We start from the raw sequence: 14,324 nt of genomic DNA on the forward strand, positions 1-14,324 counted from the left end.
TGCTCCGTTGCGGCGTCGCTACTCCTTCTTCGCCGGTGTCACGACGCCCCGGCCCGCCAACAAGCAGCTATCGCCAGCCATGAATACTCAGTACCGCAAGAACCTCCCCGGCACCGCGCTGGACTATTTCGATACCCGTGCCGCCGTCGACGCGTTGCAGCCCGGTGCCTATGCCACGCTGCCGTATACCTCGCGCGTGCTGGCCGAAAACCTGGTGCGCCGCTGCGACCCGGCCACGCTGGAGGCCTCGCTGCGCCAGCTGATCGAACGCCGCCAGGACCTGGATTTCCCGTGGTTCCCGGCCCGCGTGGTCTGCCATGACATTCTCGGCCAGACCGCCCTGGTCGATCTGGCCGGCCTGCGCGATGCCATCGCCGATGCCGGCGGTGATCCGGCGCAGATCAATCCGGTGGTCCCGACCCAGCTGATCGTCGATCACTCGCTGGCGGTGGAATTCCCGGGCTTCGACAAGGCTGCGTTCGAGAAGAACCGCGCCGTCGAAGACCGTCGCAATGAAGACCGGTTCCACTTCATCAACTGGACCAAGAAGGCGTTCAAGAACGTCGACGTGATTCCGCCGGGCAACGGGATCATGCACCAGATCAATCTGGAGAAGATGTCGCCGGTCGTGCAGGTGCGCGATGGCGTGGCCTTCCCGGATACCTGCGTGGGCACCGACAGCCACACCCCGCACGTGGACGCGCTGGGCGTGATCGCGATCGGCGTGGGCGGCCTGGAAGCAGAGAGCGTGATGCTCGGCCGTGCCTCCTGGATGCGCCTGCCCGACATCATCGGCGTGGAGCTGACCGGCCGCCCGCAGCCCGGCATCACCTGCACCGACGTGGTGCTGGCGCTGACCGAATTCCTGCGCAGGGAGCGCGTGGTCGGTGCGTGGATCGAGTTCTACGGGGAGGGCGCCAACGCGCTGACCATCGGTGACCGCGCCACGATCTCCAACATGACGCCGGAGTTCGGCGCCACCGCGGCGATGTTCTACATCGACCAGCAGACCCTGGACTACCTGCGCCTGACCGGCCGCGAAGATGCCCAGGTCGCGCTGGTGGAAACCTACGCCAAGGCCACCGGCCTGTGGGCCGACGACCTGGTCACCGCGCAGTACGAGCGCGTGCTGCAGTTCGACCTGTCCACCGTGGTGCGCAACATGGCCGGCCCGTCCAACCCGCACAAGCGCGTGGCGACCACCGACCTGGCCGCCCGCGGCATCGCCGATGAAGGCAAGCTGGCCTCGGGCAAGCTGGAACAGGCCGACGGCCTGATGCCCGATGGCGCGGTGATCATTGCCGCGATCACCAGCTGCACCAACACCAGCAATCCGCGCAACGTGATCTCCGCGGCATTGCTGGCGCGCAATGCCAACCACGCCGGCCTGACCCGCAAGCCGTGGGTGAAGAGCTCGCTGGCGCCGGGGTCCAAGGCCGTGCAGCTGTATCTGGAAGAAGCCGGCCTGCTGACCGAGCTGGAACAGATGGGCTTTGGCATCGTCGCCTTCGCGTGCACCACCTGCAACGGCATGAGTGGCGCGCTGGACCCGAAGATCCAGCAGGAAGTGATCGACCGCGACCTGTATGCCACCGCCGTGCTCTCGGGCAACCGCAACTTCGACGGCCGCATCCACCCGTACGCCAAGCAGGCCTTCCTGGCCTCGCCGCCGCTGGTGGTGGCGTATGCGATCGCCGGTACGGTGCGCTTCGATATCGAGAAGGACGCGCTCGGCCATGACGCCGACGGCAACCCGATCACGCTGAAGGACCTGTGGCCGAGCGATGCCGAGATCGACGCGGTGGTCAAGGCCAGCGTCAAGCCGGAGCAGTTCCGCAAGGTCTACGACCCGATGTTCACCTTCAAGGTGGAACACGGCGCCCCGATCAGCCCGCTGTACGACTGGCGCCCGCAGAGCACCTACATCCGCCGCCCGCCGTACTGGGAAGGCGCGTTGGCCGGTGCGCGCAGCCTGACCGGAATGCGACCGCTGGCGGTGCTCGGCGACAACATCACTACCGATCACCTGTCACCGTCGAACGCGATCATGGCCAGCAGCGCGGCCGGCGAGTATCTGGCGAAGATGGGCCTGCCCGAGGAGGACTTCAATTCCTACGCGACCCACCGTGGTGACCACCTCACCGCGCAGCGTGCGACGTTCGCCAATCCGAAGCTGATCAATGAAATGGCCGTAGTCGATGGCCAGGTCACGCAAGGCTCGCTGGCGCGTGTGGAGCCGGAGGGCCAGGTCACCCGGATGTGGGAAGCGATCGAAACCTATATGAGCCGCAAGCAGCCGCTGATCATCATCGCCGGTGCCGACTACGGCCAGGGCAGCTCACGTGACTGGGCCGCCAAGGGCGTGCGCCTGGCCGGTGTGGAAGCGATCGCCGCCGAAGGCTTCGAGCGGATCCACCGCACCAATCTGATCGGCATGGGCGTGCTGCCGCTGGAATTCAAGGAAGGCGTCAACCGTAAGACGCTGGGCATCGATGGCACCGAAACCTTCGACGTGCTCGGCGATCGCGTGCCGCGCGCCGAGCTGACCCTGGTCATTCACCGCCGCAACGGTGAACAGCTGCGGGTGCCGGTCACCTGCCGCCTGGATACCGCCGAAGAGGTCTCGATCTACGAGGCCGGTGGCGTACTGCAGCGGTTCGCCCAGGACTTCCTGGAATCGGCGCAGGTCGCCTGATGGGGCATTCATCGGCGTCGCGCTTCCAGAGGGTGGCGCCGGTGATCCGCAGGGCCCGGCGGAGGTGTCGAAACCCCGACGGACGCGCGGCGGGGCCGCACTTGAACTCTCCAGGCGACGGGTGCACACTTTTATGGCAAAAATTGCCAAAGAGGTCTGATCATGGCCACGATGAACATCTCGCTCACCGATCCACTCAAACAGTTTGTCGATGAGGAAGTCAGCCAGGGCGGGTATTCCAGTACGTCCGATTACGTGCGCGACCTGATCCGCCAGCGCCAGCGGCAAAAGGCCGAAGAGCTGCTGCGCCGGCTGATTGCGGAGGGCCTGGCGTCTGGCCCAAGTGTCCCGGTCACCCCGGCAACCTTCGAGCGCATGCGCCAGGAACTGGCGGCACGGTTGGACCGTGAAGCCGATTGAGTGGCGGCCACGCGCGGAACAGGACGTGGCCGACGCTGCGCTCTGTTTCGCGCGTCAGGGCGGGTTGGCGCTCGGCGAACGTTTCATTGCAACGGTGGATGCCGCGCTGGTGCGGATCGCAGCGTTTCCCGGGGCCGGATCGGCTGGGCATGCCTGGGTCAGTGAGGAGCTTCCGGTCCCGCTGCGCTTCGTGGTGTTGCCCGTCTTCGATCGCTATCTGATCTATTACCTCGAGCACCCGGACCGCGTTGACATCATTCGCGTCTGGGATGCCTCACGCGGGTTGGATGCATTGATGGATCAGACGCCATGACCGTCCTTCGATGCACTGCATCGCTCCTCAAACGGATGAAGTATCCGGCCAAGCCAGAGGAGCCCGAACCCCAACGAAATCCGCTGGGCGAGTGGTACGCGGATCTCCTGATATGGAAGCGGCACCCTCTTGTGGTGCTGATGAACGCGGACACTGGCGTGGTCATGGTCCTCCCGGGGCTGGCGGCCGACCTCGTCAGACTGAGTCTTCATGCACAGCTTCACTTCGAGGTGCTGTGCAATCAATTCGACTTGCAGGGAAAAGCCGTCGAGGCCGAGATTCGAGGCTTCAAGGGCGGCTTTTACTGTGGTGCCACGCGTGATCGCAGTCTGGTGGGGTCGCTGAAGGAGCGAAAGCTTGATCTGGCCGATACCTTCGATCATGGAACAAAAAGCAAATTCGACGCTGCGGCTCATTGTTGGGAAGGGCTATTCCTTCCGTCCAAACATTCTTCCCATCCGCCGTCCGGGCCACACGATTACAAGACCCCGTTGGCGTTGGCCCGAGAGCGGTTGATGCCACAGACACCTCTCTTCCCCGTCAATCCTGCACGGACATGATTCCATGACCCATCTCCCCCAGCTCCGCATTCCCGCCACCTACATGCGCGGTGGCACCAGCAAGGGTGTGTTCTTCAAACTGACCGATCTGCCTGCCGCGGCGCAGGTGCCCGGTCCGGCGCGCGACGCGCTGCTGATGCGCGTGATCGGCTCACCCGACCCGTACGCCAAGCACACCGATGGCATGGGCGGCGCGACCTCCAGCACCAGCAAGTGCGTGATCCTCTCCGCACCGTCGGTGCCGGAGCATGACGTGGATTATCTATACGGCCAGATTTCGATCGAGACCGCGTTCGTCGACTGGAGCGGCAACTGCGGCAATCTCAGCACCGCGGTGGGCCCGTTCGCGATCAGCAACGGCCTGATCGATCCGGCGCGGATTCCGCACAACGGCGTCTGCACCGTGCGCATCTGGCAGGCCAACATCGGCAAGACCATCCTGGCGCACGTGCCGATCGTGGATGGCCAGGTGCAGGAAGACGGCGATTTCGAGCTGGATGGCGTGACCTTCCCGGCCGCGGAGATCCAGCTGGAATTCCTGGATCCGTCCGATGAGGGCGAGGGCGGGGCGATGTTCCCGACCGGCAACCTGGTCGACACGCTCGACGTGCCCGGCGTGGGCAGCTTCCAGGTCACGATGATCACCGCCGGCATTCCGACCATCTTCCTCAATGCCGCGGATCTGGGTTGCACCGGTACCGAACTGCAGCCGGCGATCAATGAGGACAAGGCCGCCTTGGCGCGTTTCGAAGCGATCCGCGCGCACGGTGCGGTGCGCATGGGCCTGATCGAGACGATCGAACAGGCGGCGACCCGCCAGCACACACCCAAGGTCGCCTTCGTCGCGCCGGCGCAGGACTACGTGTCGTCCAGCGGCAGGCAGATCGCCGCCGGCGAGATCGACCTGCATGCGCGCGCGCTGTCCATGGGCAAACTGCACCACGCGATGATGGGCACGGCCGCGGTCGCCATCGGCACTGCCGCCGCGATTCCGGGCACGCTGGTGAACCTGGCGGCCGGTGGTGGTGAGCGGGAATCGGTGAGCTTCGGCCATCCCTCGGGCACCTTGCGCGTGGGCGCGCAGGCGCTGCGCGTTGACGGTCAGTGGACGGTCACCAAGGCCATCATGAGCCGCAGCGCCCGCGTATTGATGGACGGTGCGGTACGGGTGCCAAGAAGCGCGGTGCTGTAGCTCAGGGACCGCTTTGTTCCGGCCGGTCCCCCTCTCACACCACCGTCTTTGAGGCTGATGATTCCCTTCTCTCGCTGAGGTGCTCATGCTTGTGGCAGCTTCCTGCGGATACGGCCGCGCGTTGCAATCGCTCTTGCGAGGACGTCTCCCACATCGCGCGCTCGGTGTTGATTGAGCTCGGAAATCGCGTAGACCAATTTTGACAACAGTCCTCCGCGAGTCTGCATCCTCTCAAACAGTGCGCGCCTTTCTATTTCGCCGACTTCATTGAGTTTGAGCCACTTTATGGTTCTGCCGCCCTCGCGCGTCTTGCTGCGAAATATCCATCCGCGGCCCAAATCGATGTGATTGGAGTAGTTATGCACATATGGATTAACCCATCTGAAGTCCTTGGCCTCGGTGGGGTACGGAGTGCCCGGAGGTAGTTGAGTGTTGATGACAGGGCAGTGGTGGCTATTAATCCCAAGTGATGGAATCCTTGAGCGCCTATTCCATCTCTTGAAGTATCCGGCCTTCTTGATGTTGCAGGTTCCGCAAGACAGTGCAAGATTTCTAATTTCAAATCTGTATTCGGGGAACGAACTCTTATCAATAAAGTGTTCGATGTGTGTGGCGTAATTATCATATAGCACGCGCCTGCAGTAGCAGCATCGTCCAACTTGAGCTACCCTGAGTGCGCGACTGAGCGATGTTTTGAATGCCAGCGCAGCCTTGGTTTGGGATGACCAGTCGACTGTAAGTAGATCTGCGGGGGCGATTCCCGGAGGTAGCGTTGGCTCAGGGTGGATGTACTCAAATCCAATGTGCATTACTGTTCAGCCTCGATCATTAATGCGTCAATCACCTGAATTAATGGGTCTTCTTGGGTGAGTGAATCTCTAACCGCACGAAGTTCGGGTAGTAGTGTCTTGAACTCTTCGCTATCCAGCTTGTCATCCTCAAACAAAGATACAGCTGACTGTACGATGTTAACGACGGTGCGATTCCTGCTGGATCCTACCCCAAATTGAGCTAATAGCAGCTCGTCCGACGAAGCGCCGTACGACGCAGTCTCTATGCTGAATCCGTCACGAGAAAGATCTACGATGGTGCTTCCATCCTTGGCAGATCCGACGATTAGAGGCGAGTGAGTGCTAACGATGATCTGTCCGTTCGTCATTGCTGTATCGCAAATATCGAACAATGAGCTCATTAGGGATCGTTGCCATTGTGGGTGGAGGCTATTCTCGGGCTCGTCAATGAGAAGTACTGAGTATTCCTCAAGCGCAAAGCCTATGGAAAGTAGGGTTGAGTACATTTGGAACTCGCCAGAGCTCAGTTCAAACGCCGATAGCTTATAGCTGTCGGCCTTCTGAACATTTACTTCATTTATGGTTAAAAGGTCTGTGAGGAACCCAAGTCGGATGACGTTGGGGTCGATGGCTTCTGACTCGCTCCCGGTAGGTGTAAGTCTCACTCTAAGATTGCCAAATCTCTTTTCGCGCAATAAATGGTCGAGATCTCTGAACTCATCATAGGTGAACTCGTCAAGAAGCCAATTGGCAGTGAGTTCGGAAACTAAGGGGCGAGGATGGGGCTTCGTCGTCGTCACCCCTTGAGATGCAGATTGCACTCGTTTGAGGGTGTCTATGTTCTCATCTTTGTTTTTCGGTCTTCGAATTGAGATGTCCGCGCCAGCTCGTATGCCCGCAAACTCATGCGCCTGAGAAAAGAAGTTCCACTGGAATCGATGTGCCCTAGCTGGATCCAAGGCGAACAGAAGCATTTGTTCGATGGGTGCCTTTTTGCTTAGAAGATTGGACATAACCCTCTGTCCAATATATGTGTATCGGGGCGTGTCGTAGGTAGTAATTCTTCCGCCTGGTCCCTGTTTTTGAGGGAAACGGTCGGCGGCAGAGCCTGATACGCACAACACCTGTGGGTTGCTCTGTGGGATATGGTCGTTGTTTTCAGTGTTCGGTGATGGGTTGACGAGATGCTCAGCGATGGCCCTTAGTGCCGAGCTTTTGTGTGAGCCGTTCTGGCCGGTGATGACTGTAGTCGAGTACTTTTGCCTTAGTGTAGTTTGATCCGATTGGGTAAGCGGGATGGTTCGGGTGGAGTTGTCCCAAGTCTTAAGTCTGATTGAGTCAATGATGCTCATGGGTGCCTGTATATCTCGGGGTTGCGCTACGGGTAGTGGCGTTTCTCTGTCAATTCTTCTCAGTATGGATCGGTAGTCGGCCTTGCCGTTCTCGGTGCGTGCCCTGTCAGGGGGGTGTGGCAGAATATACTGTCGGCTGGTCGCGGGTGAAGCTGATCAGTTCATTCCGATATTTCGCTACTGGTGATTTTTAATGAAGCTCTCTGTCACTGCTGAGGGATGTGGAGGATTTCCCTCGGGGCCCGATTAGGCGCGCTGGTGGTTAGCAGAGTTTGGTGAAGTCTGATGGTCAGCTAGATCTCGTTCAATTGCAGATAACCGGAATTGGGGTCGTTGACGGTCAGTGGACGGTCACCAAGGCCATCATGAGCCGCAGCGCCCGCGTATTGATGGACGGTGCGGTACGGGTGCCTGCCACTACCTTGTAATGCCCAACAGGAGAATCGCGATGTCCGGTCACGACAGCCACAGCAACCAGCGCCCGCCATGGGACACGGTCCTGACCGACATCGTCGATTACGTCCGCGACTACCAGGTCAGCTCGCCGCAGGCGTACACCACCGCGCGGCACTGCCTGATCGATACGCTGGGCTGCGGGCTGGCGGCGCTCTCGTTCCCGGCCTGCAGCAAGCTGCTCGGACCGCTGGTGCCCGGCATGCGGGTGATCAATGGCGCACGCGTACCCGGCACCCGCTTCGAGCTCGATCCGGTGCAGGGCGCCTTCAACATCGGCGCGATGATCCGCTGGCTGGACTTCAACGACACCTGGTTGGCGGCGGAGTGGGGCCATCCCTCCGACAACCTCGGCGGCATCCTCGCCACCGCCGACTGGCTCAGCCGCAATGCCGAGGCGCTGCGCCGGGCGCCGCTGACCATGCGCGATGTGCTGGCCGCGATGGTCAAGGCCCATGAGATCCAGGGCTGCCTGGCGCTGGAGAATGCGTTCAACCGGGTCGGGCTGGATCACGTGGTGCTGGTCAAGGTCGCCTCCACCGCAGTTGTCTCGCACATGCTGGGCCTGGATCGCGAGCGCATGCTCAATGCGCTGTCGCTGGCCTGGGTCGATGGGCAGTCGCTGCGCACCTACCGGCACGCGCCCAACACCGGCTCGCGCAAGAGCTGGGCGGCCGGTGATGCCACCAGCCGTGCAGTGCGCCTGTCGCTGATGGCCGCGGCCGGGGAGATGGGCTATCCCAGTGCGCTGACCGCGCCGACCTGGGGCTTCTACGATGTGTCCTTCGGCGGGCAGCCGTTCCGCTTCCAGCGGCCTTACGGCAGCTACGTGATGGAAAACGTACTGTTCAAGATCAGCTATCCGGCCGAGTTCCATGGCCAGACCGCGGTCGAGGCGGCGATGCAGCTGCACGCGCAGATGCGCGCCAGCGGCAAGCGCAGCGAAGACATCGCGCAGATCACCCTGCGCACCCAGCAGGCCTGCCTGCGCATCATCGACAAACCCGGCCCGCTGCATAATCCGGCCGACCGCGACCACTGCGTGCAGTACATGGTGGCGATCGGGCTGATCTTCGGCCGCCTGGTCGCCGAGGATTACGAGGACGACGTGGCGGCCGATCCGCGCATCGATCCGCTGCGGGCGAAGATCACCTGCGTGGAAGATCCCCGGTTCACCGCGGATTACATCGACCCGGACAAGCGCAGCATCGCCAACGCGCTGCAGGTGACCTTCACCGATGGCGGCACGATGGACGCGGTGGTCGAGTACCCGCTGGGCCATGCCCGCCGCCGCGCCGAGGGAATCCCGCTGCTGGAGGACAAGTTCCGCCGGCACCTGGCCGGGGTGTTCCCGACCGTGCAGCAGCGCCGGATCCTGGAGGCGTCACTGGACCCGGTGGCGCTGGAGGCGATGCCAGTGCACGAGTATGTCGACCTCTACGTGGCCGGGTAGACGCCGACCGCTGGTCGGCTGCCCTTCGCGGTGGCCCTGCCGGCCACCCATGACGCCCGGATCGCCCGGGGTCGCCCGCGAACGAGCGGGGACGGCCCGTATACTGGCGGCCTTGTTCAAGGAGTGACGTCATGGCTAGCCGCAGTCGGTTCGGGCAGTGGAGCTGGAAGGGAATCGCGGGCCTGGCGCTGGTCGCCGGCCTGGCCATCGGCGTCGGGGGCTGCAAGCGCAACGACAGCGGCCAGCTGCCGGCACCGTCCGGCGCGCCGATCACGGCCAAGGCCGAGGCGGTCACCGAGTTCACCCTGGTCCGGGCCTACCCCGATCAGAAGAGCGACGGCCTGTCGCTGGCGCTGGAGTTCTCGCGCCCGCTGGTCGGCACCCAGGACTTCGACACGCTGGTCCGGTTCGCCGAGAAGGTCGGGACCGAGGACAGCAGCTGGTCGCTGTCCGATGACGGCAAGACCCTGCGCTATCCGTTCGTGGAGGCGGCCAAGGAATACGCGCTGATCGTCTCGCCCGACCTGCTTGCCGCCGATGGCAGCCGGATCGGCAAGGAGCTGCGCCAGAAAGTCTTTACCGGTGAGCTCAAGCCGGTGGCCGGGTTCGCCTCGCAGGGCAGCGTGCTGCCGGCCAAGGACAGCCGCGGCCTGCCGGTGGTGTCGGTCAATGTGCCGGAAGTGGACGTGGAGTTCCTGCGCGTGCGCGAAAAGGAACTGCCGAACTTCTTCAGCCAGTACCAGCGTGGCGGCCGCCGCGGCAGCTGGGAGCTGGACAGCGATTACGGCGACAAGACGCCGATGTCGCAGCTGGCCGAGCCGGTCTACGTGAACCGCTTCGTGATCGGCGGCAAGCAGAACGAGCGCGTGCTCACCTACCTGCCGACGCAGGACATCAAGGAGCTGCAGCAGCCCGGCCTGTATTTCGCGGTGATGAAGCGCAGCGGTTCGTTCGAAGGTGAGTACGACACCGCCTTCTTCACCGTCAGCGACATCGGCCTGCATACGCGCGCCTACAAGGACAAGCTGTTCGTGCACACGGCCTCGCTGCAGAGCGGGGCGTCGCTGAAGAAGATCGAGCTGCGCATCCTGGATGGCAAGGGCGAGGTGGTGCTCAAGGGCGCGACCGACGGCAACGGCAATGCGCTGCTCAATTACACGCTGGATGCCAGCCATGTGCTGATCGCCAGCAGTGGCGGCGATACCTCGATGCTGCCGTTCAACCAGCCCGCGCTGGACCTGAGCGAGTTCGCCGTGGCCGGGCGCGACAATGCCTGGTTCGACGTGTTCACCTGGTCGGGCCGCGACCTGTACCGCCCCGGCGAGACCGTGCGCATTTCCGCGCTGCTGCGCGACAACGACGGCAAGCCGGTGAAGCCACAGCCCGTCTTCCTGCGCCTGAAGCAGCCGGACGGCAAGACCTTCCGCGAGACCCGCCTGACCCCGGGCGAGCAGGGCTACTTCAGCTTCGAGCAACTGATCCCGGCCGAGGCCCCGACCGGGCGCTGGCAGGTGGAGTTCCGCACCAATCCGGCCAGCAAGGAAGCGATCCAGGGCATGACCCTGCGCATCGAGGAGTTCCTGCCCGAGCGCATGAAGCTGGACCTGGACAGCGCACAGAAGACGCTCAAGCCGGGCGAGCCGCTCAAGCTGCAGGCCGACGCCGCGTACCTGTACGGCGCGCCGGCCGACGGCAACCGCTTTGCCGCACGCCTGGCGGTGGCGGCCGAGCAGTCGCCGGTGGAGTCGCTGCCGGGCTATTTCTTCGGCGATCCGACCACCGCGCTGCCGCGCGAGGCGCGCGACGTCATCGATACCGAGTTCCCGGCCGACGGCACGCTGCGCCAGGACGTGGAGCTGCCGGCCGAGGTCAAGCCGACCGCACCGATCGCCGTGGTGCTGTCCGGCAGCGTGTATGAAACCGGTGGCCGCACCGTGACCCGCACCCTGAAGCGGGTGATGTGGCCGGCCGCGGCCCTGGTCGGCGTGCGCCCACTGTTCGACCCCAAGGATGGCGCGGATGCCAACAGCAACGCGCGCTTCGAACTGATGCGCGTGGACGCGGCGGGCAAGCCGCAGCCGACCAAGGGCCTGAAGGTCACGCTGGTGCGCGAGCTGCGCGATTACCACTGGACCTTCAACGACAACCGCTGGGATTACGACTTCACCCGTCGCTTCGAGAACAAGGACACCCGCACCGTCGATGCCGGCAGCGCGGCGGTCGGTGTTGATTTTCCGGTGGAGTGGGGCGAGTACCGGCTGGACGTGTTCGACCCGGCCACCGGGCTGACCAGCCGCTATCCGTTCAATGCCGGCTGGAGCTGGAATGACGACAACCGCGGCCTGGATGCGCGCCCGGACAAGGTCAAGCTGGCGCTGGACAAGACCGGCTACAAGGCCGGCGATACCGTGCGCGTCACCGTGACCCCGCCGCATGCCGGCAAGGGCGTGCTGATGGTCGAGAGCGACAAGATGCTCTACGTCCAGGACATCGACGCCAAGCCAGGCAGCACCTACGACATTCCGGTCACGGCCGAGTGGGAACGCCATGACGTCTACATCACCGCGCTGGTGTTCCGTGGTGGCAGTGCGCCGAGCAAGATCACCCCGGCCCGTGCGGTCGGCGTGGTGCATGTGCCGATGGACCGCAAGGCCCGCCAGATCGCGGTCGGCCTGGTGGCACCGAAGCAGATGCGCCCGGAGCAGACGCTGCCGGTCACCGTCAGTGCCCCGCAGCTGGCCGGCAAGGTCGCGCATGTGACGGTCTCGGCAGTGGATGTGGGCATCCTCAACATCACCCGCTTCCCGGTTCCCGATGCCGCCGCGCACTTCTTCGCGCAGCGCCGCCTGGGCGTGGATGCGTATGACATCTACAGCCGCGTGATCGAAAGCTTCGACGGCAGCAGCGGCAAGCTGAAGTTCGGTGGCGACATGGCCCTGGCCGCGATGCCGCAGGCCAAGCGTCCGACCGCGCGCGTGCAGACGGTGGATCTGTTCTCCGGCCCGGTGAAGCTCGATGCCAAGGGCATCGCGCGGATCGCGCTGAAGGTGCCGGATTTCAACGGCACCCTGCGCGTGTCGGCGCTGGTCTATGCCGATGACCAGTACGGCAAGCGCGATGTGGAGACCGTGGTGCGCGCGCCGATCCTGGCCGAAGCCAGCATGCCGCGCGTGATGGCGCCCGGCGACACCAGCACGGTGACCCTGGACGTGCAGAACTTCACCGGCACGCCGGGCGAGTTCAAGGTGCAGGTGGATGGCATCGGGCCGCTGACCCTGGGCGACTCCAGCCGCACGCTCAAGCTCAATGCCGATGCGAAGAGCACGCTGAGCTTCCCGCTGACCGCGCGCGAGGGTTACACAGTAGCCAAGGTCCGCGTACGCGTGGACGGCAACGGTTTCAAGGTCGATCGCCGCTATGACCTGCCGGTCCGTGCGGCGTGGCCGCAGGTGCTGCGCGCACAGACCCGCACGCTGGATCCGCTGGCCGCCGTCACGATGGAAGCCGGGCTGGCCGACGGCCTGATGAACGACTCGGTGACCGCACGCATGCTGGTCAGCGCGCTGCCGCCGATTCCGTTCGCCAGTGCCTTGAACGGCGCGCTCAACTATCCGTATGGCTGCGCCGAGCAGACCACCAGCAAGGGCTATGCCGCGCTGATGCTGGATGAAGCGACCTCGGCCATGCTCGGTGCGGACGGGCTGGATGCCAAGACCCGCCGCGAGCGCATGGAAGGTGCGTTCGGCCGCCTGGCCTCGATGCAGGTCGCCAACGGCAACTTCTCGATGTGGGGCGACGACGGCTACATCAATCCGTGGCTGACGCCGTACATCGCCGAGTTCCTGCTCGATGCCAAGGATGCCGGCTTCGCGGTACCGGACAACGTGCTGCAGAAGGCGCTGAACCGCCTGAGCGAAGACCTGCTGTCCGGTGGCAACCAGTTCTATGGCGAGGACCGCCGAGAGAACCTGAAGTTCGCCAACCAGGCCTATTCGGGCTACGTGCTGGCCCGGGTCAACCGCGCGCCGCTGGGTACCCTGCGTGCGCTGTATGACAACGAACGCAGCAAGTCGCTGACCGGCCTGTCGCTGGTGCACCTGGGCATCGCGCTGTCCCTGCAGGGCGATCACAAGCGCGGTGATGCGGCCATTGCCGCCGGCTTTGCCAAGAGCGCCGACGACCGTCCGGCCTACTTCGGCGATTACGGCAGCGCGGTGCGCGATGACGCGTTGATGATCGCGCTGCTGCACGAACGCAAGCTGTCCAAGCCGGCCTACGATGCACGCGCGGTCGATCTCGGCCGCGCGCTGGATGCCCGCCGCAACAGCGGCTGGATGTGGCTGAGCACCCAGGAGCAGGTGGCGCTGGCGCGCATGGGCAAGGCGCTGTCGGCCAACCAGAAGAAGCTGGTGTCCGGCGAGCTGGTGGTCGGTGGCGAGAGCGAGAGCATCTCGGCGCGCCGCATGTTCGGCCGCAGCTTCGACTACGCCGCGCTGGCCAAGGGCGTGCGCTTCACCCCGCAGGGGGAGCCGCCGATGTTCGCCAGCCTGGAAGTGGCCGGCATTCCGCGCAACCCGCCGGAACCGGACAGCCGCACGCTGGGCGTGGAGCGCAGCTGGTACACCACCGACGGCAAGCCGTGGACGCCGCGTCCGCTGAAGGAAGGCGAGGCCCTGATCGTGCGGGTCAGCGTCACCCCGAACGTGGACATGCCCGATGCACTGTTGACCGATCTGCTGCCGGCCGGGCTGGAGATCGAGAACTTCAACCTGGGCGATGCCAAACAGTGGGCCGATGTCGTCGTCGACGGGTTGAGCGTCAACGATCGTGGCGATGCGGCCAACATCAAGCACGAAGAGTTCCGCGACGACCGCTATGTGGCCGCGCTGAAACTCTCGCGTGGCAGCACCGCCAAGGTGTTCTACCTGGTGCGTGCGGTCACGCCGGGCACGTATCGCGTGCCGCCGCCGCTGGTGGAGGACATGTACCGTCCCGACCTGCGCGGCGTGGGTCGCAGTCTCCCGGCCTCGCTGACCGTGGTGCAGCCCTGATCGCAGGGCGGGCCGTCGCGATGACGGCCCGCCTGCCTCGCTGC

General features: G+C 64.1%; 8 protein-coding genes and 1 pseudogene. 8 read left to right on the top strand and 1 reads right to left on the bottom strand.

The window, feature by feature from the left end:
• Nucleotides 1-79: 79 nt before the first annotated feature.
• From acnD to prpF, 5 genes are all read left to right on the top strand, one after another.
• Nucleotides 80-2,695: a Fe/S-dependent 2-methylisocitrate dehydratase AcnD gene (gene acnD, locus HDC96_RS13090; protein ID WP_179460342.1), complete on the top strand. Its 2,616-nt coding sequence runs from the start codon at nt 80-82 to the stop codon at nt 2,693-2,695.
• 162 nt (nt 2,696-2,857) lie between these two features.
• Complete coding sequence (locus tag HDC96_RS13095; protein ID WP_179460343.1) at nt 2,858-3,115, top strand: type II toxin-antitoxin system ParD family antitoxin; 258 nt, start codon at nt 2,858-2,860, stop codon at nt 3,113-3,115.
• The gene (locus tag HDC96_RS13100) at nt 3,102-3,428 is read left to right on the top strand and encodes a type II toxin-antitoxin system RelE/ParE family toxin (protein ID WP_179460344.1); all 327 of its coding nucleotides are present in this window, start codon (nt 3,102-3,104) and stop codon (nt 3,426-3,428) included. Before HDC96_RS13095 ends, HDC96_RS13100 begins: the two co-directional genes overlap by 14 nt.
• Nucleotides 3,425-3,988 carry a hypothetical protein gene (locus tag HDC96_RS13105; protein ID WP_179460345.1) on the top strand — a complete coding sequence of 188 codons (564 nt, stop codon included), beginning with the start codon at nt 3,425-3,427 and terminating at the stop codon, nt 3,986-3,988. Before HDC96_RS13100 ends, HDC96_RS13105 begins: the two co-directional genes overlap by 4 nt.
• A 4-nt stretch (nt 3,989-3,992) precedes the next feature.
• Entirely contained in the window at nt 3,993-5,180 is a 1,188-nt protein-coding gene (prpF, locus tag HDC96_RS13110; protein WP_179460346.1) for a 2-methylaconitate cis-trans isomerase PrpF, read from the top strand.
• Nucleotides 5,181-5,988: 808 nt separating this feature from the next.
• Here prpF and HDC96_RS13120 read toward each other — a convergent pair.
• Nucleotides 5,989-7,323, bottom strand: a complete 1,335-nt coding sequence (locus tag HDC96_RS13120) for an ATP-binding protein (protein WP_179460348.1) — start codon at nt 7,321-7,323, stop codon at nt 5,989-5,991.
• A 332-nt stretch (nt 7,324-7,655) separates the two neighbouring features.
• Here HDC96_RS13120 and HDC96_RS18400 point away from each other — a divergent pair.
• From HDC96_RS18400 to HDC96_RS13130, 3 genes and pseudogenes are all read left to right on the top strand, one after another.
• Nucleotides 7,656-7,751 (top strand): annotated as a pseudogene (locus HDC96_RS18400) (PrpF domain-containing protein); the annotation flags it as partial.
• 20 nt (nt 7,752-7,771) lie between these two features.
• On the top strand, nt 7,772-9,229 hold the full coding sequence (locus HDC96_RS13125) for a bifunctional 2-methylcitrate dehydratase/aconitate hydratase (RefSeq protein ID WP_179460349.1): 1,458 nt from the start codon (nt 7,772-7,774) through the stop codon (nt 9,227-9,229).
• A 131-nt stretch (nt 9,230-9,360) separates the two neighbouring features.
• Nucleotides 9,361-14,280, top strand: coding sequence for an alpha-2-macroglobulin (locus HDC96_RS13130; RefSeq protein ID WP_179460350.1), 4,920 nt, complete (start codon nt 9,361-9,363; stop codon nt 14,278-14,280).
• Nucleotides 14,281-14,324 lie beyond the last annotated feature (44 nt).

The organism is Stenotrophomonas sp. JAI102 (assembly GCF_013409105.1).
Taxonomy (GTDB): domain Bacteria; phylum Pseudomonadota; class Gammaproteobacteria; order Xanthomonadales; family Xanthomonadaceae; genus Stenotrophomonas; species Stenotrophomonas maltophilia_AA.